Here is a 23491-nt window from a genome sequence, read left to right on the forward strand (position 1 = left end):
CAATCAACCATTCTGCAAAGTGTCTTTACTTTTTTTCATAGTAATATAGCGATTAAATAGCCCATTATTTTTAGAGGGAATAAGCTCTTATTTTCAATGTGGGGAAGTGATGTGTGACAACACCTCTCCATAAAGAGTAGTGAAGACCTTCGCCTTATTTGAAAACCTTTGCTAAAAAGGTAATACTTTTGTAGGTTGGAGTCAAGTAGCCTGCAACGGGAATCCATTTCTACCTTTCAATTGACTGTTTTGTTTTTCAACACTAAGAGAAACCTACTTCGTTCATTAAACGATGTAGGTTTTTTGTTCGTCAGTAAGGCATTTTGGGTATAGATTTTGTAGTTAATATGAACAATTTTAAAATTCTGGTAACCATTTTGTCACCAACTTCTATGTTTTTGACTAGAATATTAATACAACTGAAATGAGCAATTCTATCAAGCCTTATAGTTTAGCTGTCTATACGTTAAAAGTTAGCCTCATGAACGTTTTCGATAACTATCTACTATTCCCTTTTATAATGGCTCCTTTTACTTATGGCTAATAAATATTATTGATTTTAATTTTAAGGGCATAATCAAAGGAAGAAATCGTTTTTATTTTAGGAATTTATTAATCTTAATAAAACATACTTGAATTATAGGGATTATGGGTATATAATTCGATTACATTATTATAAAACATCTTAGGAGGCATTCCATTGTCGAATTTACAAATCATTCTTAACGTAGCAGTGTTACTTGTGTTCGTTGGAATTTTATATGTTATGAATAAAAAACACGTCAAGTTTTCAAATCGTGTTTTTGCAGGTTTAGGTTTAGGGATTGTACTTGGTCTTGGACTTCATTTTATCTATGGTATAGATTCTGAAGTGTTAGCCAAAACAACATCTTGGTACAACATTATAGGTACAGGATATGTGAAATTGCTACAAATGGTAGCAATGCCATTAGTCTTTATTTCTATTTTAATTGCCTTTACGAAAATGAAGATTGGCAAAAACTTTGGGAAAATGGCAGCTCTTATTTTAGCCATTTTAATTGGTACAACAGCGGTTTCTGCGGCTGTCGGTATTTTTTCTGCAACTGTATTTGATTTAGATGCAACACAAATTTTACAAGGTGATGCAGAAACTGCACGTGGTCAATATCTTGAAGAAAAAACAACGGGCTTAGCAGCTCCAGATCTACCAACACAAATTATCGAGCTATTCCCTGCAAATCCATTCCTTGATTTAACAGGTGCTCGTTCTACTTCAACAATTGCGGTTGTTATTTTCTCAGCATTCCTTGGTTTTGCTTATTTACGTGTGGCACGTAAGGATGAGGGGACAGCAGCTACAATTAAAAAAGGCTTAGATGCAATCTATGACCTTGTAATGGGTGTCGTAACGATTGTCTTACGATTAACACCATACGGCATTTTGGCTATTATGGCTCGTACTGTTGCAACATCAGATTTCGGTGCGATCTACAATTTAGGTAAGTTTGTTATTGCTTCTTATGTGGCGTTATTTATTGTTTTACTAGTACACTTATTAATTCTGACATTAAGCGGATTAAATCCATTCACGTATTTGAAAAAATCTGCAGAGACATTATTATTCGCCTTTACATCTCGTTCTAGTGCGGGTACTTTACCGATGAATATTAAAACGCAAACAGGTCGTCTTGGGGTATCTGAGGGTATTGCAAACTTCTCAGGCTCATTCGGATTATCAATCGGTCAAAATGGCTGTGCTGGTGTATATCCTGCTATGTTAGCAATTATGATCGCACCAACAGTTGGCATTAATCCACTCGATCCTATCTTCATTATTACAGTTATCGCGGTAGTAGCGGTTAGCTCATTTGGTGTAGCAGGTGTTGGTGGTGGTGCAACATTTGCAGCTATTCTTGTGTTATCAGCACTTGATTTACCAATTGCACTTGCAGGTGTATTAATTTCTGTAGAGCCTTTAATTGATATGGGACGTACAGCATTAAATGTAAGTGGGTCAATGACAGCGGGTGTTACAACAGCACGTATTACAAAAGAATTGGATACAGAAATGTACAATGATAAAGAATTAGGTGCTCAAGTAGCAGATCTATAAAATCAAAGAGGCCCCTTTAAAGGTAAAACTTTAAAGGGGCTTACATTTTATATTATTTTTACATAAAAATCTTTACCATTAATTAATTCGGAAACTTCAATTTTATAATTTTGTTTATAGTAATCATAAATATTGTAGGCTAGACCAGAGTGTCCATTTAAATAGGTTCCCTTTTTAATCTCTTTCCGAGGATTATGGAAATCGAAATAGAGGCGTGCATCATTGCTCATTGTATTTAAAATAGCTAGAAATTCTTGTTCTTCAATATGAATTCCTCGTGTATAGCGGCATTCTCTGCGGTAGGTATCGTGAGCAACATTTACGGGAGAAGCTTCAAGAATCATTTCAATCTGTTTATTCAAATGATGATAGCTCCTTTCAAATTATTAGTAACGTCCGTATGTGAACTAGTTACAAATAAGGGTTTTATTAATTTTAGTATATAATTATCAGAAAATTATATCAATATTTTTCTACCAATCTTGTTGCTGTATGTCCTCTGCTATTACTTGTAAATCATAGGCATTTACGATTAAAAGAGTGTAGTCATGAGATTCCATATATTTTTCAGCAAGTCGCTTAATATATTTCGGAGAACCTTCATTTTCTTCATCGTAAATTAATAAAAGCCCATCTGTATTTTGAATAATAAATTTATCCTTCTCAACAAATTGCCAGGGTGCTTCGTATGGTTTTTTGGTCACGCTTGTAACAAAATCGGCTTGGGCAATTAATGTTTGATACTTTTCCCTTTTATGGTCCTGCCAATTTTTCTCTTGCTCTAAAAATGGTGTAATAACGGCATATTTTAAATGTGGAAATTCTTTTTTTAGCATTAAAACAACTTCAGCACTCCAAGATTCTACACCCTGCTGACCACTGATAATAACCCATTCCAGTCCTTCATCAAGTAGTGTGCGTAGACGGGCTTCCAGTGCTTTTTTTATGATGGCAATGCCAGGATGTTTATCATTAAAAATACCAAGTTCATGTGGCTTATAGCCAGTAATCATAATACGCTGTAACAACAAAATACCCCCTAAGCTGTATAGTTGTAGTTCTAGTATACAGTAGGGGGCAAATGAAAACGAATTCCATGCAATTGTCTATGAAAATGCAAGTAGTGTTAGAATCACTGCTACAGCCGCACAAATACCTAAAAACCACCATGAGTCTGTAAAGTCTTCTTTAGTGTCACTATTCATATAAAATAATTCCTTTCTTATTTGCCTACCTGTTGAGTTTTATTTTACCTGCCCAGTCCAAGACCAATTCGTCCATATCCGTAAGATTGTCTCAAATGGGCCACGTTTAAATTTCTTTAAATAGGCAAGGCTGAAAACACATTGCAAGCCATATACAACGATTCCGAATAGGATACCACCAAAGACGCCCAGTTTACCGTATAATCCGAGACCATAGCCATAAAAAACAGTTGTACAAATAATGGTTTGTAGTAAATAATTGGTTAATGACAGTTTTCCAACGCTCTCAAATGCTGGTGCAAGTAGTTGTACAGGACGTGTTTTATAAATGAGTGCTGCAAGGCAAACATAGCCAACCGCTAGTAACTGAGCGCCACCCATTAATAAGATGGAAGAAAAGGCACTTTCTATAAAACTTAGACTTTTACATACGAGCCCAATAGGAACGAGGAGAGTACCTAGCTTATACCATTTCATTTCCTTATCCATCTCCATGAAGGCTTGCTTTTTAGCAAGTGCCATACCGAAAAGGAATAGAGGTGCGTAGAACAACGGTGTAAAAATTAATAAAATGAAGAGGAAGGCTGGCTCTTCCATTCCCGGTACTTCAGCATTAGCTCGAAAATCAAAAATTTCTGAGTAGCTTCCGTTAGCGTAAACGTTATCTGCTTTTTCAATATAGGTATCTAGCTCTTTTTGTTCCTTTTTTGAAGCTTCCATAGAGCCGTATGTTAATGCCGTTGTTAGGACGAAAAGGATACTGGCCCATATAAATAGCGTTTTCGGCTTCCGATTAATAAAAGGAATCAAAAATAAAGTCATACAGCCATAAGAAAATAGAATATCGCCTTCCCATAATAAAGTGGAATGAAGTAAGCCGAGAGCAATCAAGCCAGTAGCACGGCGTAAAATAGACCAGCGACTTTTATTCTTTTTTCCGCGAATGGATTCAATTAATTTAATAAGTGAGAAGCCGAATAATATAGTGAAGATAGGCATAAACGAGCCTTCAATCACAATTTTCACAAAATATAAAGCTCCATTATCTAAGGTAGAAAGATTTTTTAATTCATCTTTGCCATACATCCCGTACTGGAAAATCAGTAAATTCGCCATTAAGATGCCAAATAAACTAAATCCACGCATCGTATCAATGAAAGTAACACGTTTAGTTGTCATTGCGTTTTATCTCCTTAATTGGTTATCTTATACATAGAATAGTGAAGGAAGCTTATGGTGAAATAATGACTACCTTAAATTAATCTTAAAAGTAGGTGAGGAAATGCAGGACGCATCAATTTTAGTGTTAGAGGATGAACGTGCCATTGCTGAAATGATTGAAATCATTTTAAGAAAAGAAGGAATTACCAATATTACATTATGTAACACAATTGAAGAAGCAAAAGATGAAATGAATACTAAAACATTTGACTTTTATCTATTAGATATCATGCTGCCAGATGGAAGTGGGCTGGATATCGCGAATAGGATTCGGGAAAAAAGTGATGCCCCTATTTTTTATTTAACTGCAAAAAGCAGTGATGCAGATAAACTTCGCGGTTTTATGAATGGCGCAGATGATTATATTACAAAACCATTTAACCCATTAGAGCTTGTAGCACGAGTAAAGGTACAGTTAGTCCGTTACATGAAGAAAAAGAGTGTACCAGAAAATCATGTATTTACTTGCAGCCGTTTTACATTTGACATTGACGCAGCAGAAATCGAGGTAGACGGGGTGAAGGAAATAATCAGTGGTCGCTTGTTTCATTTATTAAAATATTTATGTGACAATGTAGGGCAAGTGTTATCAAAAGAGCAAATATACGAGCGCGTATGGGGTGATTGCTTATTTGATGATAATACAGTGATGGTACATATAAGAAAGCTGCGAGAAAAAATAGAAAAAAATCCTGGAAAGCCGACCTGCATTATCACTGTCAGAGGTATTGGCTATAAGCTAGTTGGAGACATTTCTTCATGAAGTCTGCTGGAAAATTAACACTCCGTTTTGTGTCGTATTTCATCATATTCTATCTATTGATCATTTCAGGTTTTATTATAAGTCTGGTGTTTTTCGCTATCTTTATCAATGAACGTGTCGGTGACAACATTCATGTAATGAGCTCCTTTGAAATTGAAGATGATGCCGTTGTAGAGAAAGGGAAGACGGTTAAAATTGCTGATTATTTAGTGAAGAGAGCTGAGGAAAATGTAGGACAGCTCTATTTATTTGATTCATCCATGACAATTGTTGATTATACGGGAGATACATGTGGATTATGTGGCAAGTCAGATAATGAACTATTGGCATTGAAACAACCGGGTATGCATACGTGGGAACTGCCAAATTACTATTTATTATTTCTTCCGACTACTCCTGTCCAACCACTTTTTGAGGAGGCACTTGAAAACTGGACAGCAACAGGGAATATTTCTGCTGTAACACGGCAACGTCTAAAAGAAAATAAAGCCAGTGTTGAAATCTATGACGAGCAATGGAATCGGATTGAAGTCATTGGCGAACGCTATGAGAAGCTAAATAAGCCACAATTACTAGAGGAAAAATACGATATTTTCGAGCATGCGGAGCTGAAGCAAAGCACAGCCTTAGCCAACGATATGACATTTGTTGTGCGAATGCCTAACCCATCTTATAAGCCTTTTGAAGAGCCTTTTAATAAGGCGATGGTATTGTTCGTTTCTATCTTCTTTGGAGGGCATATTATATTGCTGTTGGGCGTTATCTTTTTATCCATCAGTATTTCACGACAATTTGTACGACCATTAGTCTATGTTATATCACGCATTGAACGACTAACTCAATTTGATTACAGTGAAATTAGTGATAAAAAAATCCATCATCAAAAAACAGGGAAGTTAAAACGGAAATTTAAACTGTTTCAACCTGTAGAGGAGTCACTCAATCATCTATCTGAACGACTTGATTCAAATGAAAGACAAATCAAGCATGCAGAGCATTTACGTGAGGAGTGGATAACAGGCTTATCGCACGATCTAAAGACCCCGTTAAGCTCCATTTATGGCTATTCCACTATGCTTGCATCTGAGGAATATGAGTGGACAAAGGATGAGATGCGTATTTTTGCACAAACCATGCAAGAAAAGGCGACATACATGGATGCACTCATTCAGGATTTAACCTATACGTACCAATTAAAAAATAAAGCGATACAGCTGGATAAAGTGTTATTACCGCTAGCCATATGGTTACCACAATTTGCAGATGAACAGGTATGTGTAAAGGTATATGGTGATGTGTTGCTGCAAGCAGATGAGCTTTTACTTAAGCGGATTATGGATAATTTAATAACTAATGCGAAAAAGTATACGCCTGAAGGCACGAAGGTCGTTGTGGAGGCACAACATACTGGTAAAGAAGTAATGCTAACCATTGCTGACCAAGGCCCTGGTATTCCGCAGGAGGAGCTCGATAATCTATTCGAACGCTATTATCGAGGAACGAATACGACAGATGATACAACAGGAACAGGGCTAGGACTAGCCATTACGAAACAGCTCATTGATTTACACAATGGCACAATTAGTGTTCGTTCAGGCCAAGATGGAACCATCTTCGTTCTAAAATTCCAATGTCACTAGTGTTAGATTCGATTTCTAGAGAGGAATGCTCTTGAAGGACGAGGCTTATTAAACAGAGTAAAGAGGTATCAAAGTGTTTTATTTGATACCTCTTTTTGTTTTATTTATTTTTCGTACAACGCTCGGCTGGCTGTTCAATTTTAACATAGCGCCATAAGTTATTAGCGATATCGCGCGCTTCTGCGATATGTTCTGTGCCAACGAATGCCTTACGGAAAGGAGTAAGAAGTGATTCGATGATAAAAAGCTTTGGTTTTTCGCGCTGTAGCTCTTCTAATAAGAATTGAGCATATTCCAAACCTTCCATTGTTTCGTTGTTCGACAAACCCTTTGTAAAGCCTTGTAATTGTTCGATAACCATTTCTTTTGTAACGGTTTTATAGTTCACCACATTTTGAATGGTATTGATCATTTCAACACTCACGATGATTTCTTTCGACTCAAGCATCGTGGGTATAATTACGCTAATATTACGCAATGCTACACGTACAATAGCTTCTCGATTGATATATTTATAATCGGCAATAAAGACAGCACGTAGAGTGAGGTTAATCATCCCAAGTGTTTGGACAGCACATTCATAGCTAATTGGGCTAATCTCTTCGCCAAAAACTTGTACTAGTCGGCTGGCTAGCCATTCTAATTCTTGTAAATGGTAGTTAATAATGATTTTCTTTAGTTCTTTATCTCTTGATTGGAAGACGGATTCGAAAATCTGTATTAAATTATGTTCACGATTGACATACATGAGAACAGCGACTTGCTGTGTCAATACTTCTAAATCTGTAGGGTCTTTACCATAGATAAGCTCATGACGACGATTACTAGCTTCTTCACGCCCTTCATCCAAAATGGCGATTAAGCATTCGTTTTTCGAAGTAAAGTGATTATAAAATGTACCTTTTGAGATTTTAGCTGCATTGATGATGTCATTAATCGATGTATCTAGAAAACCCTTTTCAATAAAAAGTTCACGTGCTGCTGTAATAATCTGTCTTTTTCTTTTGTTCATAACCTCACCTTTTTTATATTATTATACTCTTATTCTACACTTAAAACCCTTGCATATCAACGTTTATAAAAAATATAAACTTATTTGTTGAAAAAAGTAGACTACGAGTATAAAATAAGTTTTATCGCAAAACACAAGAAAGAATTGAGGGATATAAATGAATAGTGAGCAAACAATGAAAAAGCCCCCTTACGGCATGATAGCTATTCTATTTGTGGGTGCTTTTGTTGCTTTTCTAAACAACACATTGTTGAATGTGGCATTACCAACAATCATGAAGGATTTTGGGATTACCTATTCAAAGGTACAATGGTTAGCAACAGGGTATATGCTCGTGAGCGGTATTTTAGTGCCCGCTTCAGCATTCTTTGTGACACGCTTTAAAAATAGACATCTATTTATAACAGCGATGTCCATCTTTACAATCGGTACAATTATGGCAGGCTTTGCGCCAAACTTTGGTGTGCTGCTAGCAGGTCGTATGGTGCAAGCAGCTGGGGCTTCTAGTATGTCACCACTTTTAATGAATGTTATGCTAACAAGCTTCCCGAAAGAGAAGCGTGGAGCAGCGATGGGGATCTTTGGTTTAGTAATGATCATGGCGCCAGCAATTGGTCCTACATTATCAGGCTACATTGTGGAGCATCATGATTGGCGTATGCTCTTCCAAATGATTATTCCATTTGCAATAATTAGTTTATTATTTGGTGTGTGGAAACTAAGAAACGTGATGGAGACACGTGAAGTTCACTTAGATTTCCCTTCAGTCCTTTTATCAACAGTTGCATTCGGTGGTATTTTATACGGCTTTAGTACAGCGGGGGATAAAGGCTGGTCAAGTCCATGGGTATATGGAACAATTACAGTTGGCTTCATCGCTTTAATAATTTTTATCATTAAGCAGTTGAAAATGGATGAGCCACTTCTGGAATTACGTATTTATAAATACCCAATGTTTGCTTTAGGGTCTGTCATCTCAGTTATTATCTCTATGGCGATGTTCTCAGGGATGATTTTAACACCAGCATACGTACAGTCTATTCGTGGTATTGAACCATTTGAGGCGGGCTTAATGATGCTTCCAGGGGCACTTGTTATGGGGATTATGTCACCAATCACTGGTAAGCTTTTCGATAAATTTGGTCCTCGTATGTTGGCCATTATTGGCTTAACAATCACAACAATCGCAACATTTGGTTTAACAAAATTAGAAATTGATTCAAGCTACACATATATCGTATCAATGTATACAATTCGTATGTTTGGTATGTCGATGGTCATGATGCCAATTATGACAAACGGTTTAAATCAACTACCACAAATTATGAATCCTCATGGTACAGCTATTAACAATACATTACAGCAGGTATCAGGAGCAATCGGTAGTGCGATTTTAGTTACATTTATGAATAACCGTACAAAAGCAAAAGCAGAAGAATTAATTGTAGAAGCCAAAGCGAATGCTGCACAATCAGGAGCGGCACCTACAGCAGAGCAAATGCAACAAATGCAAGATCAGATTATGCAAACTGCCTTATTAGATGGTATTACACACTCCTTCTTAATTGCAGCGGGTATAACAGTGATTGCAGTAGTACTTGCCTTCTTCTTAAAACGAGTAAAAGTTGAAAGCACAGCAGCTTCAATGGATTTAAAAAAACCAACTAAATAATGAACAGAACCCCCCTTTATAGGTAAAACATTTACCAACGAAGGGGGTTTCTTATATGTTTATTTGAAAAAAAATTTTAGGTTTGTTGTTATTTTTCATCATTTTATTTTATATGATAATAATAATTTACAGAAAATTTAGATTTTTATATAATGAGGTGCTTTCGTGGTAGATGCATATATCAATGACTTAGTGAACGAAAAGGAACTGCCAGGAGCTGTATTAATTGTTCAACAGCAACAAAACAGGCTATTAACAGGCAGTTATGGAGCCTATACAGCTGAGGATGGTAGCAAGCAAGCTATTGTAAATCATACGCTGTTTGATTTAGCTTCCTTAACGAAGGTTGTAGCTACAGTACCAGCTATTTTACTGCTGATAAGTCGAAATCAATTAACATTAAGAGAGCCTGTTCAAACATTTTTGCCTACATTTCATTACCCAGATATGACGATTCAACAGTTATTACAGCATTGCTCAGGGCTACCGGCAGATTTAACACCAGTGGTAGAGCGGAATCACAGACGTGACATCATGCAGGAGATAATGGCAAGTGAAGTAGTGTGTCAGCCAAATAAACAGGTGGTATATAGTGATTTAGGTATGATTCTACTAGGAAAGGTGATTGAACAGGTTACTGGGTGTTCATTCAACAGTTTTGTAGAGCAAGAGATTTTTAAGTCATGGGGCATGCACCATACTCGTTTTCGATTGCAGGAGCAACAAAGAAGGCATGCGGCATCAACTGAAATGTTTGCAGGGAAATTTGTTCAGGGGATTGTTCATGATGAAAAAGCTCTATTACTCGATGGGGTTGCTGGGAGTGCAGGCTTGTTTTCGTGCGCAGAGGATTTAGCAAAGTATGCGGAAATTTTTTTAGGGATCAGGCAACAAACGGTTATTCCATATGAATGGATGGAGCTTACCTATACAAAAACATTCAAAAATAGGGGACTTGGTTTTGAAGTATGGAGAGGGGACGATACATCACTTTGTTTTGGTAGGAGGTGGAGCAAGAACTCATTTGGTCATACAGGATTTACAGGCACGAGTATTTGGATGGACCCTATTCAAAAAGCATTTGTTATTTTCTTAACGAATGCGGTGCATTATGGGAGAAATACAAAGCTGCGAAGGATTCGGGAGAAGCTTCATACGATGATTTATGAAAAATTACTGATATGAAGGGTGGATCTGTTGGTATGAGACAAAAGAGTAAATGGTTATTGCCGTTTCTTTTATTACTCGTTGTAGCTTTAGTAGGCTGTAACACCGATAAGAAATCAACGAACGCAACAACACCTGGTAAAGAAGACGGGCCGAAAACAGAAGAGGTTTCCCTAACAATAGGGAGTTGGCGGACAGAAGATGTTGCCAAATATGAAAAAGTAATTGCTTTATTTAATGAACAACATCCTGATATACACATTTCCTTTAACCCAACTAAAAATACAGAATATAACACAGTCCTCAATACAGCATTACAAGCGGGGGAAGGACCAGATATTTTCCACTTGCGTCCATATGCAGCTGGGTTGAAGCTTGCAGAGGCGGGTTATGTTGAGAAAATAAATGACTTAAGCGGTTTGCGTGCATATCCTGAAGAGGCATTAATGGCTTCACGTGATGAACAAGGGAATCAGTATGGTGTACCAATTAATTTAAGCTCAACGCAATTTTTCTATAATAAAAAGATTTTTAAAGATAATAATCTCGAAGTTCCTACTACATGGGATGAATTTATAGCCTTAAATGATCAATTATTAGAAAAGGGCATTACACCCATTGCAATGGGTACAAAAGAAGGCTGGTTATTATCGTTGCTACACGGTATTGTGGGCCCCGCTATTTATGAAGGAAATGATTTCTATCAAGCAGTGCTTACGGGAGAAAAGGATTTCTCAGACGCTCAGTTTATCGAATCTATACAAGTGATGAACGACTTGAAAAAGTATTTTCCAGCTAATTCAGAAGGCTTGGGAATGGATGATATTCGTACATTGTTCGCTTTAGAGGATGCAGCGATGTTCCCGCTCGGTAGCTGGGAAATTCCTGTTGTCTTAGAAATGAATCCAGATTTAGATTTAGGGTATTTCCCGATTCCTTCAAAAGAAGGTCATAAAACAGTGACAACTTGGGTAGATGGTTCATTTGCGATCAATGCAAATTCAAAAAATAAAGAAGCAGCTAAAGAATTTTTAGCGTTTTTAACAACAAAGGAATTTGGTGAACTGTTTGTGAGGGAATTTTCTATGATCAGTGCTATTCCTGGCATTACTTCTGATGACGCCTTGCTAAATGACATTAGTAACTCGACTGCTAATGAAGCAACACCATATATGTGGGTGACTAATTTTACTGGTGGGGACCCGACAACAAAGAGCTTGCTTGAGAGTGAGCTACAGGGCATGTACTTAGATCAGGTAACGCCTGAAGAGGTAGCCAAAAAAGTACAGGAAAACGCTAAAGCTTGGTTTACGCCCTTTCAGCAATAAGTAATGTATTAAGATAGACCCCTGAAACTCCACTAAGGTGTATAGGGGTCTTGTTGTCTCATTATGATTAAAGGGGGCTGTTCAGCATGAAAGAATCTACAGCTTCATCGTCAAGAAAGAGGAAATCATGGGCAAAATGGACAATACATCTTTTCCCAATTCCTGCACTAATAGTATACGGAATGTTTGTACTTTATCCGATAGTAGCAGCTTTATCCTATAGTTTTTTTGAATGGAAAGGGATGGCTCGTGGCGGTTTCATTGGCTTCCAAAATTTTGTGACGCTTTTTACGACAGAACCTTATAGCTCCATGTTTTGGAACGCCTTCAAACATAATGTCCTGTATTTTGTTTTGCAAATGGTAGTGATGAATGGATTAGCATTCTTTCTTGCATTTATTATCTACCAAAAAGTTAAGGGAGCGGAGTTTTTTAAGGCGGCTTTCTTTCTACCACGATTATTATCAGTAATCGTAGTAGGTTTCTTATGGAAGCTCATCTTAAATCCTAATTTTGGTACCTTAAATGTTATTTTAGAGAAATTGGGTCTTGAAACCTTACAAAAGGCTTGGCTTGGAGATCCTGGAACAGCTTTAATAGCGATAATTTTAGTGAATTGTTGGTTTGGGCTTGGTTTTGGCGTTTTAATATTTTTAGCTGGCTTTCAAGGAATTCCAAGTGAGTTAGTTGAAGCAGCAAAATTGGATGGTGCCAAAGGCTTTACATTATTACGCACTATTTATTTGCCATTAATGGTGCCATCTATTATGATCATGGGAATTTTAACGTTTATCCAGTCCTTTGAGGCATTTGAGCTTGTATATGCGATGCAGGGCTCCATGGGAGAGCCATATTATTCTACAGATACTTTAGCTGTATTTTTCTATCGCTTGGCATTTGGTAGCTCTACAGCTTCTGGAGCGACAGCTATTGGGCTAGGTTCTGCGCTAGCAACGGTACTATTCCTATTTATTTTAGTTTGTACCACGGTATTTTTACGCCTGGCCAATAAAAGGGATGTCCAAATGTAGGGGGTGAATATAGTGAAGCAAGGTGCAATATGGGTTCGACCTTTTTATTATCTTGTGGTATTTACGGTGGCGACCATTAGTTTATATCCCGTTTTGTTAATGATTTTATCTTCATTTAAAAAAAGTGTGGACATTTACAAAAATCCATTAGGCTTACCAACTAGCTTTAGCTTAGAGACTTACCGTACATTATTATCTAAAATCCCATTTACAACGTATTTTTTAAACAGTCTGTTTGTCAGCGTTGTATCTGTTGTATTGATTGTTGTTGTTTGTTCATTGGCTTCATTTTATATTGCTCGCTTTCAATTTTCTTGGAATCATGCATTGTTTTTTATTTTTTTATTAGGCATGATGATCCCTATAAAGCTAGGTATTGTACCGCTCTTTATTTTAATGCGTGATTTAGGATTAATTAATTCCTTATGGTCTTTAATTTTAATGAATATGGCGACAGGCATACCATTATCCATGCTGATCTTAACAGGCTTTTTTAAAACGATGCCTTATGAGCTGGAGGAGGCTGCCCGTATAGATGGGGCAGGAAACTTAAGAGTCCTTTGGCATGTGGTATTACCGTTAATGAGACCGGCACTTGGAACAGTCGTCATTATTAACTTTATCGCTGCATGGAATGATTTTTTCTTCCCGCTTATTTTTATTACAGAGAAAATGAAACGGACGATACCAGTTGGGATGATGTCACTCTTTGGGGAACATTCCGCAGATTGGGGCTCGCTGTTTGCAGGCCTAACATTAGCATCATTACCAATGATCCTATTATTCTTTATTGCTTCAAAGCAATTTATGGAAGGGCTGACGGCTGGTGCTATTAAATAGACAATACATTATTGCGGTAGATGGAGGCGGGACGAGAACTCGCGCAGTAATTGGAACGAAAGAAGGAGAAGTGCTGGCGGTTGTTGAAGGAGTCGGAACGAATATGAAGGCGACACCACCAAACGAGGTAAGGATACAGATTGAGCATCTACTAGCCCAGTTATTACAAAAGATAGCTGCGACAAAGAGTGATGTTTCGACTGTGTTCTTATGTGTGGCAGGAGGAGATCGACAAGTAGATAAAGTCCGCTGGGAGCAATGGATTGGTTTCATTTTCCCTGCTAGCTCCTGTAAGGTAACGATCACCAATGATGCAGTAGCGGCTCTTACTAGCGGTACATTTACCCAGCAAGGGCTCGTTGTAATAGCAGGCACAGGCTCCATTGTATACGCTGTCAGGAAAGATCATCAAGTTAGTCGTGTTGGAGGATGGGGTTATTTATTTGGAGATGAAGGCAGTGGCTACTATATTGGGCAAGAGGCATTGCGTGTAATTGCTCAGCATTATGATGTTTTTGGCATGAATGGAGATGTCTTTACTGCGGCCATTTTAGAGCAGTTAACATTAACAAATCCTACTGACATCATTACCCATGTTTATGAGCATCCACAACCACGTGTCCTCATAGCCTCTATAGCTCGGACGGTGTTAAGTTTAGCTGAACAACAGAATGATAAAGCAAAGAATATTATCGAACAGGCTGTTCATCATTTAGTGCAATTCCTCCAAACGATGCTGAAAAAAGAACCACAAGTGAAAAATTGGCCTATTGTCATAAGTGGGGGTTTATTTGAAAATCTTTATTTTAAGCAATGTTTTCAAGAGACATTACGGCTAGCAACTAGGCATAATCGGCTCATACAACCTAAAGTGCCACCTGTTATTGGGGCTTTCATTAATGGGCTTTTGAGTGAGGGGATTCAAATGACAGAAGCTTTACAGCAAACGGTAAAAGAAACTTGGATGAGCATCCATGAAAAGAGCGTGGGAGGGATTTAAATTCAATGGAACGCATGACAAAACTGACGACTGAAGGCTACCATCCAGATACGACAAATCTAGATTTAATGTCCACTGCTGAAATTGTAAAGCTGATGAATGAAGAGGATAAAAAAATACCGTTAGCCATAGCCAAAGTTTTACCTGAGATTGAACAAGCTATTACAGCTATTGTTCATGCACTGAAGAATGGTGGACGTTTATTTTATGTAGGTGCAGGGACGAGTGGGCGAATTGGTTTGCTTGATGCAGTGGAATGTCCGCCCACATTTAGTACCTTACCAGCGCTTGTACAGGCAATATTGGCTGGTGGGGAAGAGGCAGTCATGATTGCCGTAGAAGGAGCGGAGGATGATCTGTCATTAGGCGAAGCAGAATTAAAGAAACGACAGCTAACAAACCGCGATGTAGTGATTGGAATTGCGGCAAGTGGTAGAACACCTTTTGTGAAGGGGGCATTAATATACGCGCAGCAAATAGGAGCGAAAACCATCAGCTTAGTTAGTAATTCTCATTCTGCCATTAGTCAGTATACGGACATTGCGATAGAGGTGATTACTGGTCCGGAAATTTTGACAGGGTCTACAAGATTAAAGGCTGCCACTGCCCATAAACAAATACTGAATATGATTACAACAGCCACAATGATCAAGCTTGGCAAAGTCTATAAAAATTTAATGGTGGATGTCCATGCTAGTAACTTTAAATTGCGAGAGCGAGCCAAACAAATAGTTTGTGATGTGACAGGTGTTGCTTATAGTCAGGCTGAAAGTGTTTTGGAGCAAACTAATTTTCAAGTGAAGCTATCGATTGTGATGCTACTGACGAATACAACAATAGAAGAAGCAACGGAATTACTAGCCCAATCCGAAGGGCATGTACGTAGAGCAGTGGAATGAAGAAAGTTTTGATGCGAGATGTGAATGGAAACCTCCATTCAACAAGAGATGAGGATGGAAGAATGGACAAAATAAATGCTGGCTTAATTATGCTTGCAGAAATGCGAGAGAAGCTACCTCCTTCAGAAAAAAAGGTAGCGAGCTTTATTTTAGACTACCCAACACAGGCAATTAAAATGACTGCGGTTGAATTGGGAGAAGCAAGTCATACAAGTAGTGCGGCTGTCATTCGTCTGTGTAAATCGTTAAATATAAGTGGTGTTCAAGAGCTGAAATTACGTATCGCTGGTGATTTACAACATACGAAAACAGTAGATCGGGATATTGAGGCAAATGAAGCATTGCCATCGATTGTAGAAAAGGTGACGATGCAAAGTAGTGAAATTTTGGCACAAACAGCTAATTTAATAGATATAGTTGAATTAGAGCGTGCCGTCACTGCTTTATCACAAGCTCGTAAAATTATATTTTTTGGAGTGGGTGCTTCAGGTATAGCAGCAATGGATGCAGATCAAAAATTTTCAAGAATCAATAAAAATAGTAGAGCTTTTATGGACCTACATTTAGGAGCTACAGCGGTAGTCAATGCACAGGAGGGAGATGTCGTAGTGGGCATTTCCTTTTCTGGAGAAACACATGAAGTGGCTAAAATTCTTGAGATAGCTAGGGAAACACCGGCAACTACAATTAGTTTAACGCGCTATGGTAGTTCTTTAGCAGCTAGTTTAGCGGACATTTGCTTATATGTATCTCCAAATGTTGAAGCTACTTTTAGAAGTGGTGCAACCTCCTCACGCCTTGCCCAACTACTCGTCATTGATATTTTATTTATGGGAGTCGTGACGAGTGCCTATGAGCAGACAGTTGACTATTTAGACGAAACACGTTCAGTCATTCAAGGGCTGCATAAAAAAGTGGCGAAACGAAAAAATAAAATAAAGTAAACGAAGGCGATCTATTATCCCATAGTATCGTCTTCGTTTTTGGTTTCGATTCAGCTGTAGTCGACGCCTTCCTCTAGAGTGTATGCTTAAAGGCGCTCTTCTGTTTCAGGGTCAAAGAAGTGGATTTTTTCCTCCCTCATGACAAAGGAAACCCTATCGGATGGGTGTAAATTATTGTCAGCCTGTACGCGTGCAATGAAATTTTGATTGTTTAAAGAACAATAAAGATAAGTTTCTGCACCTAGTAATTCAGTAACATCAATAGTTGCCTTAAAAGCAAAGGGAGAAACGACATCCGTAATTTGTAAATCCTCAGGACGTATACCCATAACAATCTCTTTCCCAAAATAATTTTTTTCCTTTAACAATGGTACGTACATGGATGGGATAGGGAAGCTCTGCTCTCCTAAAAGGATCTCTGTTTCTGTAAGGTGGCAATGGAATAAGTTCATGGATGGTGAACCAATAAAGCCTGCCACAAACATGTTATGAGGTGTATTATATACTTCCTTTGGCGTCCCGATTTGTTGAATAAGACCATCCTTCATCACGACGAGGCGAGTAGCCATTGTCATAGCCTCTGTTTGGTCATGCGTAACATAGATTGTAGTTGTTTGAATTCGTTGATGGAGTTTCTGGATTTCAGCACGCATTTGCACACGTAATTTGGCATCCAAATTAGAAAGAGGTTCATCCATTAAAAATACTTTAGCGTCTCTAACAATAGCTCGACCAAGTGCCACACGCTGACGTTGTCCACCTGATAAAGCTTTTGGCTTTCTTTTTAAATAATCCTCTAAACCTAATATTTTAGCAGCCTCTTTGACGCGGTGATCTATTTCCTTTTTATCGACCTTTCGGAGCTTTAAGCTAAACGCCATATTATCATAGACTGTCATATGTGGATATAAAGCATAGCTTTGAAATACCATGGCAATACTACGATCTTTTGACTCCACATCATTCATTAGGACATCATCAATATAGAGTTCTCCTTTTGATATGTCCTCTAAGCCAGCAATCATACGCAAAGTTGTGGTTTTTCCACAGCCAGATGGACCTACAAACACAATGAATTCTTTATTATGAATATGCAGATTGAAATCAGTTACAGCCTGAATATTTTTATCGTAAATTTTATAGATATGCTCTAACCGTAATTCCGCCATAATATACACCCCTTTGTAAGACATAATTTTATTGTAAATAACTTCAGCACAGAGTGATAGAGAAACAGTGCACAGTGTTGAGGCCATTAATTGTGCAGTTAACCTAAAGTGATTCTAAGAAAATAATTGCGAAATAAACTTCTAGTCGATGAGAAAAATGCCGAATGTCCTTTTGCGTCAATAGCTGAAATTTTTCTAAGCGATTTTGTAGTGTATTGCGATGCATATACATTTTTTTAGAAGCTAATGTGATATTCCCTTCATATTCAATCAATTGCTTTATCGTATGGAGTAATTCAGGCTGAGAGGTGGCACTTTTTAAGACAGAGGAAATAAAAATCTCCTTTTCATGTGACTCTATACGCTGCATGACATATGGCACTAAAATCTCCTGCTGTGTGAGTACATGCTTTGGTGTATAGGTCCAAATAAATTGTTGAAGGTGGACATACCAGCTAAATCGCTCCTTAGTCGTCGTTACGTCAGGTATAACATCAGATATGAAAATCTTAAAATGAGCCTGTAAATCCTCGATTAATGGATCAAGATAATGAGCAAAATTTAATATTTCATCACCCTTAATACATTCGATTATGACAAATAATTGTGGATGTATGGATAGCATGAAAATATCTTTTCCTAGTAAAGCTTCAAAGATTGTGCGGAGTAATGCAGGTGCTGTAAAATCTTTGCCGAAGTGAAGAAATAACAAACGATGTAGAGGAAGGATAGATGGAGCAATATCCGTTAGGTCTGTTAAATAATCTAGCCAAATCCTATCGTAGTCATGTGGCAAGGCAATGGGATCTGAGAAAATTTGCAACAGCTCAAATTCACTTTGTGTCACGGTATGTACTGGAATTTCATAAAGATGGTTGTCAAAATTAAATACATAGTTTCCGTCTGTTTTACCTGAAAAGGGGGTTAATAATGGGAAGCGTTGCTGTAGTTTTTGAAGGTTCATTTATGCCACTCCTTTATTTGAATGGAGAGTAATAAAGTTAAATTAGTATAATTATATGATGAAATGTTTATAGTATTAATAGAAAAAACACGGATGTTAGCAAGTATGATAGTCATACTTATCTAATGTCCGTGTTATCTGTTTATGCCTCTTTTTTAAATAACTTCCCTGGCCAAAATGCATATTTACCTAGTACTGTTGTGATTGCTGGTACAAGCAATGGACGTACAATAAATGTATCGAGAAGCACACCAATGGCTGTAACGACACCAAATTGAACAAGCACCTGAATCGGTAAAGTTGCCAACACAGCAAACGTACCTGCCAAGATGAGTCCAGCGGATGTAATAACACTTCCTGTTCGGACGACACCTTCTTCTACAGCTGTTAAATGATCAGCAGTTTTACGCTTTTTCCAAATTTCTGAGATCATAAAGATATTATAATCTTCTCCGAGTGCTACTAGGAACACGAAGGAATACAGTGGTATAGCTCCAGAAATGGCTTCTGCACCCATGATATGATGCAAAATTAGCCATCCAGCACCTAATGCTCCAAAGTAGGAAATAATAACGGTTGCTAATAAATAAACCGTAGCAGTAATAGAGCGTAAATAAACAAACAATAATAATGCGATTAAAGCAATCATGGTTGGCATGATCACGGTCTCATCACGCTTAGTTATTTGTTGTGTATCGTATTGGCTGGCTGTTTCTCCACCAATCCAAACATGCTTCTCAGCACTAGTGAGCCCTTGTACCTCCAACATTTTAATTACCTCATCTTGAAGCTCAGGAATATGGGCTAATGATTCCTTTGCATAGGGGTTGACATTGAAAGTTAATTCGTACAATTGAATAGCCTTATTTTTATCGCCAGTTTGTACATCTGCAACACTATCAATATAAGAGATGTCAGCAAGTTGTTGCTGTAAATTAATATCGGTACCTTCAGTATCAATAACCAATTGAACAGGAGCTAGCTCTCCAGGAGAAAAATTCTCTTCTATTAAAGTAAAGCCTTCTCGGGACGGCATATCTTTTGGGAAGGATGAAAGCAGATCAAACGTGTATTGAATACGTGGAACGAATGCTGCCAATCCCCCGAGTAAAATGACTGTTACAGCAATAACAATCCATGGTTTATGTGTAACAAAACGTCCGATTTTATGACTAACCTTATGTGAAGGTTTATGCTGCTTTTTACCTTTTTTATTTGCCATTTCCTCAGTACGAGGGATGAAGGGAAAGAAAGCTACACGTCCTATTATGACAAGAATAGCTGGTAGGACAACAAGTGCTGCAATCCCCATTACAAGCACGCCAAAGCTAAATGGCACAGCAAAGCGTTGGAATGCACCATAATGAGCAAGACTAAGAGTAGCTAGACCAATGACAACCGTCAAAGCACTCATTAAAATGGCACCACCTGATTCTTTGACAGTCAGCTTCATAGCAGCAGTCTTATCCTCAACACCTAAGAGAATTTCTCTATATTTAGAAATTAAAAATAAACAATAGTCAGTACCTGCACCAAAGAGTAAAACAGTCATAATGGATACTGCTTGCGAATCCTTATCTATCCATCCTTGGTCAGCAAAGAAACCAAGTGTCGGACTAATAACACCATAGGCAAGACCTACAACAATTAAAGGAATAATAGCCAGTAATGGTGAACGATAAATGATAATAAGTAATACTAAAACGAGCAATACGGTTGCTATTAATAATTTCACGTCTGCCTGTGAAAATAAACTGACAGCATCAGTGGCAATCCCAACTGGTCCAGAATAGCGGACATGGAGTGCATCACTGGATAATTTCTCATCTAATTGAACTTGATAGCGTTCCATTACCTTTGTCAGATGATCTAAACTATCCTGTAGCATATCTGTAGCGACATCTTTTTCAAAAAACACTGGTGTCACAATCGTTGTGCCATTTTCGGAAGCGGAAGTCATTAAAGCCTGTGGTGGCATTTGATCAAATGGTGGGATCATTGTTTGATGGGCTAAGGGCTTTGCCTGAAGCTCGCTATAAACACCTTGGATAGCCGTAAAATCCTCAATGCTAAGACCACTGTCACGATGCCAAACTAGTAATAAAGGTGTTCCAGCATCGTTAGGGAATTGCTCGGCAATAATCGCCGCTGCTTGCTCAGACATTTCAGTATCAGGTAAATTTTTACCGGATTCACTTTCTATACTATTGATTTGTGGCCATGCAAACGACAGCACCACTACTAATAACACCCAAAAAGCTAATGCTAATAAGCGACCCTTTTTACTTGCAACCATTGAGCCCCATTGCTCAAGTGGATGTTTTTTCATGAGAAGACCTCCATTTCATGTAAGTGATTTAATTATATATACTAGAAGGTTAATTAATCAACCTAGAAATATTCATATGTTATACTATGTGTAAAAAGTATGCTTAATTTAAGGAGGCGAACTTGTTGAAACAATCACCGCGTGTTCTCGGGAGACCTCGCCATGATGGAAATGCGAAACCAACAAAAGATCTTGTCCTTGAAACGGCCACAAGACTTTTTATTAAAGAAGGCTACAAAAATATTTCGATGGATGATGTAGCTAAAGCTTGTAACGTAACAAAGGCGACTATCTATTACTACTACCCAACTAAAGGTGAATTATATACATCTGCATTAATTGCTATGATGGATCGAATCAAGCTATCTATCCTAGAAATTTTAGAGCAGCCTATACCATTTAAAGAGCGATTAGAGCAGCTTGTGGCAGTTCATTTATCAGCGACTATCGATATTGATATGAAAAATTTTATGAAAGAGGCAACCATCAATTTATCGGAACCACAGCTGAAACAAGTACAGGCATCTGAAAATGATATGTATCAAACAATAGAGCAGACCATGCAAGTGGAGATGGATAATGGCACGATTCGAAAAGGAAATGCTAAATTTTTCGCTCATAACTTTATGGCATTAATGACAGTAGGATATTTTAAAGATGGCGACGGTAAAACTTTGCTAGGCTCAGTAGATGTGACGGCAAAGGAAGTAACAAATTTCTTTTGGCTGTCTGTTGAAAATAAATAAAACTTAATGATTATGTAATTTTTTATAAAAGGAGTTATCTCATTATTTGAGGTAACTCCTTTTATGTTGTTGAAAAAAGATCATGTCACTAGCAGAAAACGACCTTTTAGCAAGGTGGGGGTTGATTTCCGTTCCGCCAGCGTCCTTTCCAGGGGGCGTCCGATGAGCCGCTTCACTCACTTCCGTTCGCTCCAGGGTCTCCTCTGTGACGCTAAATCCCCTAGGAGTGACGCTGGCTCCACTCCAATCAACCATTCGGCAAAGTGTCTTAACTTTTTTCATAGTAGCATAGCGATCAAATCGCCCATTATCTGTATTCTTAATGAGTGACAACACCTCTTCATAAAGAGTAGTGAACACCTTCATTTATTTGAAAACCTCTGCTAAAAAGGTAACATTTTGTAGGTTGGAGTGGAAGGCTACTTGACTCCCGTGGGATAGTGAGACAGGCAAGCCTCTAAACGGAGCGGCTATGCGCTCGCCCACAGGAAAGCAAGTAGCCTGCAACGGAAATCCATTTTCACCTGTCACCAAAACTCTATGGATTGTTTTGTTTTTCAACACAATTAAAGGAGTTATCTCATTATTTGAGGTAACTCCTTTAATTGTGATATGGGTCACATACATTGATAATGGTTCTCATTTATAGTGTAGCTATAGATGACAGAGGAGGAGAAAAAATGAATTCGACAGAACAGCGTTTACCTACACATCTCTTTTTAGCGAAGTTAGGAAAGACAATTTTACGTCCAGGTGGAAAGGAGGCTACGAACCGAATATTAGAGGCTTGTCAGCTACATGAAGATAGCCATGTCCTGGAGGTGGCTACGAATACAGGAGCGACAGCAATACATATTGCCAAAGCATACAATGCTAAAGTAAGTGGAATTGATATTAATAAAGAGGCAGTTCAAAAAGCAAATGAGATTATTATTCGTGAAAATGTACAGCATCTCGTTCAAATTCAACAAGGAAATGCTACACAATTACCATTTGATGATGCAACCTTCGATGTGGTTATAAATGAAGCGATGCTCACAATGCTACCACAGGAATTAAAAGAACAGGCTTTAGCTGAATATAGGAGGGTTTTGAAGCCAGGCGGTATTTTAGCAACACATGATTTAGTTGTTAAAGCATTAAGTGAAGAAAGTGTTACTGATGAAATTGAGGCACTGCGTAATGTCATTGTTGTGAAGGCACAGCCACTATCAAAGCATCATTGGCAAACTTTAGTTGAAAATACAGGATTCAAACCTGTAGATGTGCATACTGGAGAACTCCACTTAGTATCTTTAGTAGGGCTTATACGAGATGAGGGCTTAGATGGTTTAATACGTATCATTGAAAATGCACGGAAAAATTCGGATGATGAGCAATATTTCTTTGAAATAATTGAGCATTTTGATCATGCTCGCCATCATTTTGGTCACATTACCATCATTGCAAAAAAGCAAGGATAGCCA

Annotated in this window: 20 protein-coding genes; 13 read left to right on the forward strand and 7 right to left on the reverse strand. The window is 37.9% G+C overall.

Features of this window, described 5'->3' with window-relative positions; translation table 11 throughout:
* Window positions 1-700: 700 nt before the first annotated feature.
* On the forward strand, window positions 701-2095 hold the full coding sequence (locus MHI22_RS17620) for an L-cystine transporter (RefSeq protein WP_340812431.1): 1395 nt from the start codon (window positions 701-703) through the stop codon (window positions 2093-2095).
* Between the two features lie 47 nt (window positions 2096-2142).
* Here MHI22_RS17620 and MHI22_RS17625 read toward each other — a convergent pair whose 3' ends face one another.
* The 3 genes from MHI22_RS17625 to MHI22_RS17635 form a co-directional block, all read right to left on the reverse strand.
* Window positions 2143-2457 (reverse strand): hypothetical protein, encoded by a 315-nt coding sequence (locus MHI22_RS17625; protein ID WP_036118164.1) that lies wholly within the window; start codon window positions 2455-2457, stop codon window positions 2143-2145.
* Window positions 2458-2568: 111 nt separating this feature from the next.
* Window positions 2569-3108: an SLOG family protein gene (locus MHI22_RS17630; protein WP_371327994.1), complete on the reverse strand. Its 540-nt coding sequence runs from the start codon at window positions 3106-3108 to the stop codon at window positions 2569-2571.
* A gap of 231 nt (window positions 3109-3339) precedes the next feature.
* Entirely contained in the window at window positions 3340-4479 is a 1140-nt protein-coding gene (locus MHI22_RS17635; RefSeq protein ID WP_340812432.1) for a DUF418 domain-containing protein, read from the reverse strand.
* Between the two features lie 103 nt (window positions 4480-4582).
* Between MHI22_RS17635 and MHI22_RS17640 the strand changes: the two genes are divergently transcribed.
* Both MHI22_RS17640 and MHI22_RS17645 read left to right on the forward strand, forming a co-directional pair.
* Window positions 4583-5284: a response regulator transcription factor gene (locus MHI22_RS17640; RefSeq protein WP_101966981.1), complete on the forward strand. Its 702-nt coding sequence runs from the start codon at window positions 4583-4585 to the stop codon at window positions 5282-5284.
* Window positions 5281-6924: a sensor histidine kinase gene (locus MHI22_RS17645; RefSeq protein ID WP_089934951.1), complete on the forward strand. Its 1644-nt coding sequence runs from the start codon at window positions 5281-5283 to the stop codon at window positions 6922-6924. The genes MHI22_RS17640 and MHI22_RS17645 overlap by 4 nt, the downstream gene beginning before the upstream one ends.
* A gap of 100 nt (window positions 6925-7024) precedes the next feature.
* On the opposite strand, the gene MHI22_RS17650 is transcribed toward MHI22_RS17645, so the two are convergent.
* Window positions 7025-7936, reverse strand: a complete 912-nt coding sequence (locus MHI22_RS17650; protein ID WP_036118149.1) for a TetR/AcrR family transcriptional regulator — start codon at window positions 7934-7936, stop codon at window positions 7025-7027.
* A gap of 157 nt (window positions 7937-8093) precedes the next feature.
* Between MHI22_RS17650 and MHI22_RS17655 the strand changes: the two genes are divergently transcribed.
* The 8 genes from MHI22_RS17655 (at window position 8094) to MHI22_RS17690 (ending at window position 16817) form a co-directional block, all read left to right on the forward strand.
* Complete coding sequence (locus tag MHI22_RS17655) at window positions 8094-9608, forward strand: DHA2 family efflux MFS transporter permease subunit (RefSeq protein WP_340812433.1); 1515 nt, start codon at window positions 8094-8096, stop codon at window positions 9606-9608.
* 165 nt (window positions 9609-9773) lie between these two features.
* Window positions 9774-10793: a serine hydrolase domain-containing protein gene (locus tag MHI22_RS17660; protein WP_340812434.1), complete on the forward strand. Its 1020-nt coding sequence runs from the start codon at window positions 9774-9776 to the stop codon at window positions 10791-10793.
* Window positions 10790-12103, forward strand: coding sequence for an ABC transporter substrate-binding protein (locus tag MHI22_RS17665; protein ID WP_196243723.1), 1314 nt, complete (start codon window positions 10790-10792; stop codon window positions 12101-12103). Before MHI22_RS17660 ends, MHI22_RS17665 begins: the two co-directional genes overlap by 4 nt.
* Before the next feature lie 86 nt (window positions 12104-12189).
* Window positions 12190-13134 carry a carbohydrate ABC transporter permease gene (locus MHI22_RS17670; RefSeq protein WP_271912134.1) on the forward strand — a complete coding sequence of 315 codons (945 nt, stop codon included), beginning with the start codon at window positions 12190-12192 and terminating at the stop codon, window positions 13132-13134.
* 12 nt (window positions 13135-13146) lie between these two features.
* Window positions 13147-13974 carry a carbohydrate ABC transporter permease gene (locus tag MHI22_RS17675; RefSeq protein ID WP_058844874.1) on the forward strand — a complete coding sequence of 276 codons (828 nt, stop codon included), beginning with the start codon at window positions 13147-13149 and terminating at the stop codon, window positions 13972-13974.
* Complete coding sequence (locus MHI22_RS17680; RefSeq protein WP_340812435.1) at window positions 13961-14974, forward strand: N-acetylglucosamine kinase; 1014 nt, start codon at window positions 13961-13963, stop codon at window positions 14972-14974. Before MHI22_RS17675 ends, MHI22_RS17680 begins: the two co-directional genes overlap by 14 nt.
* A 5-nt stretch (window positions 14975-14979) precedes the next feature.
* Entirely contained in the window at window positions 14980-15873 is an 894-nt protein-coding gene (murQ, locus tag MHI22_RS17685; RefSeq protein ID WP_340812436.1) for an N-acetylmuramic acid 6-phosphate etherase, read from the forward strand.
* A 62-nt stretch (window positions 15874-15935) separates the two neighbouring features.
* Window positions 15936-16817 (forward strand): MurR/RpiR family transcriptional regulator, encoded by an 882-nt coding sequence (locus MHI22_RS17690; protein WP_101966987.1) that lies wholly within the window; start codon window positions 15936-15938, stop codon window positions 16815-16817.
* Window positions 16818-16903: 86 nt separating this feature from the next.
* On the opposite strand, the gene MHI22_RS17695 is transcribed toward MHI22_RS17690, so the two are convergent.
* The 3 genes from MHI22_RS17695 to MHI22_RS17705 all read right to left on the reverse strand — a co-directional run bounded on the left by MHI22_RS17695 (window position 16904) and on the right by MHI22_RS17705 (window position 21279).
* A complete protein-coding gene (locus tag MHI22_RS17695; protein ID WP_036118135.1) occupies window positions 16904-17986 on the reverse strand; it encodes an ABC transporter ATP-binding protein in 1083 nt (360 codons plus the stop codon).
* A gap of 103 nt (window positions 17987-18089) precedes the next feature.
* Complete coding sequence (locus MHI22_RS17700; RefSeq protein ID WP_340812437.1) at window positions 18090-18950, reverse strand: PucR family transcriptional regulator; 861 nt, start codon at window positions 18948-18950, stop codon at window positions 18090-18092.
* A gap of 142 nt (window positions 18951-19092) precedes the next feature.
* A complete protein-coding gene (locus tag MHI22_RS17705) occupies window positions 19093-21279 on the reverse strand; it encodes an MMPL family transporter (protein WP_340812438.1) in 2187 nt (728 codons plus the stop codon).
* A 125-nt stretch (window positions 21280-21404) separates the two neighbouring features.
* Between MHI22_RS17705 and MHI22_RS17710 the strand changes: the two genes are divergently transcribed.
* On the forward strand, window positions 21405-22025 hold the full coding sequence (locus tag MHI22_RS17710; protein WP_089934964.1) for a TetR/AcrR family transcriptional regulator: 621 nt from the start codon (window positions 21405-21407) through the stop codon (window positions 22023-22025).
* Between the two features lie 680 nt (window positions 22026-22705).
* A complete protein-coding gene (locus MHI22_RS17715; protein ID WP_340812439.1) occupies window positions 22706-23488 on the forward strand; it encodes a class I SAM-dependent methyltransferase in 783 nt (260 codons plus the stop codon).
* Window positions 23489-23491: the final 3 nt, after the last annotated feature.

Source organism: Lysinibacillus sp. FSL L8-0312, from assembly GCF_038003285.1.
Taxonomy (GTDB): domain Bacteria; phylum Bacillota; class Bacilli; order Bacillales_A; family Planococcaceae; genus Lysinibacillus; species Lysinibacillus fusiformis_D.

Coding starts and splice junctions, on each gene's coding strand:
- MHI22_RS17630 (WP_371327994.1), bottom strand. CDS start 3,108: ATGATTACTGGCTATAAGCCACATGAACTTGGTATTTTTAATGATAAA.
- MHI22_RS17635 (WP_340812432.1), bottom strand. CDS start 4,479: ATGACAACTAAACGTGTTACTTTCATTGATACGATGCGTGGATTTAGT.
- MHI22_RS17640 (WP_101966981.1), top strand. CDS start 4,583: ATGCAGGACGCATCAATTTTAGTGTTAGAGGATGAACGTGCCATTGCT.
- MHI22_RS17645 (WP_089934951.1), top strand. CDS start 5,281: ATGAAGTCTGCTGGAAAATTAACACTCCGTTTTGTGTCGTATTTCATC.
- MHI22_RS17650 (WP_036118149.1), bottom strand. CDS start 7,936: ATGAACAAAAGAAAAAGACAGATTATTACAGCAGCACGTGAACTTTTT.
- MHI22_RS17655 (WP_340812433.1), top strand. CDS start 8,094: ATGAATAGTGAGCAAACAATGAAAAAGCCCCCTTACGGCATGATAGCT.
- MHI22_RS17665 (WP_196243723.1), top strand. CDS start 10,790: ATGAAGGGTGGATCTGTTGGTATGAGACAAAAGAGTAAATGGTTATTG.
- MHI22_RS17670 (WP_271912134.1), top strand. CDS start 12,190: ATGAAAGAATCTACAGCTTCATCGTCAAGAAAGAGGAAATCATGGGCA.
- murQ (WP_340812436.1), top strand. CDS start 14,980: ATGGAACGCATGACAAAACTGACGACTGAAGGCTACCATCCAGATACG.
- MHI22_RS17690 (WP_101966987.1), top strand. CDS start 15,936: ATGGACAAAATAAATGCTGGCTTAATTATGCTTGCAGAAATGCGAGAG.
- MHI22_RS17695 (WP_036118135.1), bottom strand. CDS start 17,986: ATGGCGGAATTACGGTTAGAGCATATCTATAAAATTTACGATAAAAAT.
- MHI22_RS17700 (WP_340812437.1), bottom strand. CDS start 18,950: ATGAACCTTCAAAAACTACAGCAACGCTTCCCATTATTAACCCCCTTT.
- MHI22_RS17705 (WP_340812438.1), bottom strand. CDS start 21,279: ATGAAAAAACATCCACTTGAGCAATGGGGCTCAATGGTTGCAAGTAAA.
- MHI22_RS17715 (WP_340812439.1), top strand. CDS start 22,706: ATGAATTCGACAGAACAGCGTTTACCTACACATCTCTTTTTAGCGAAG.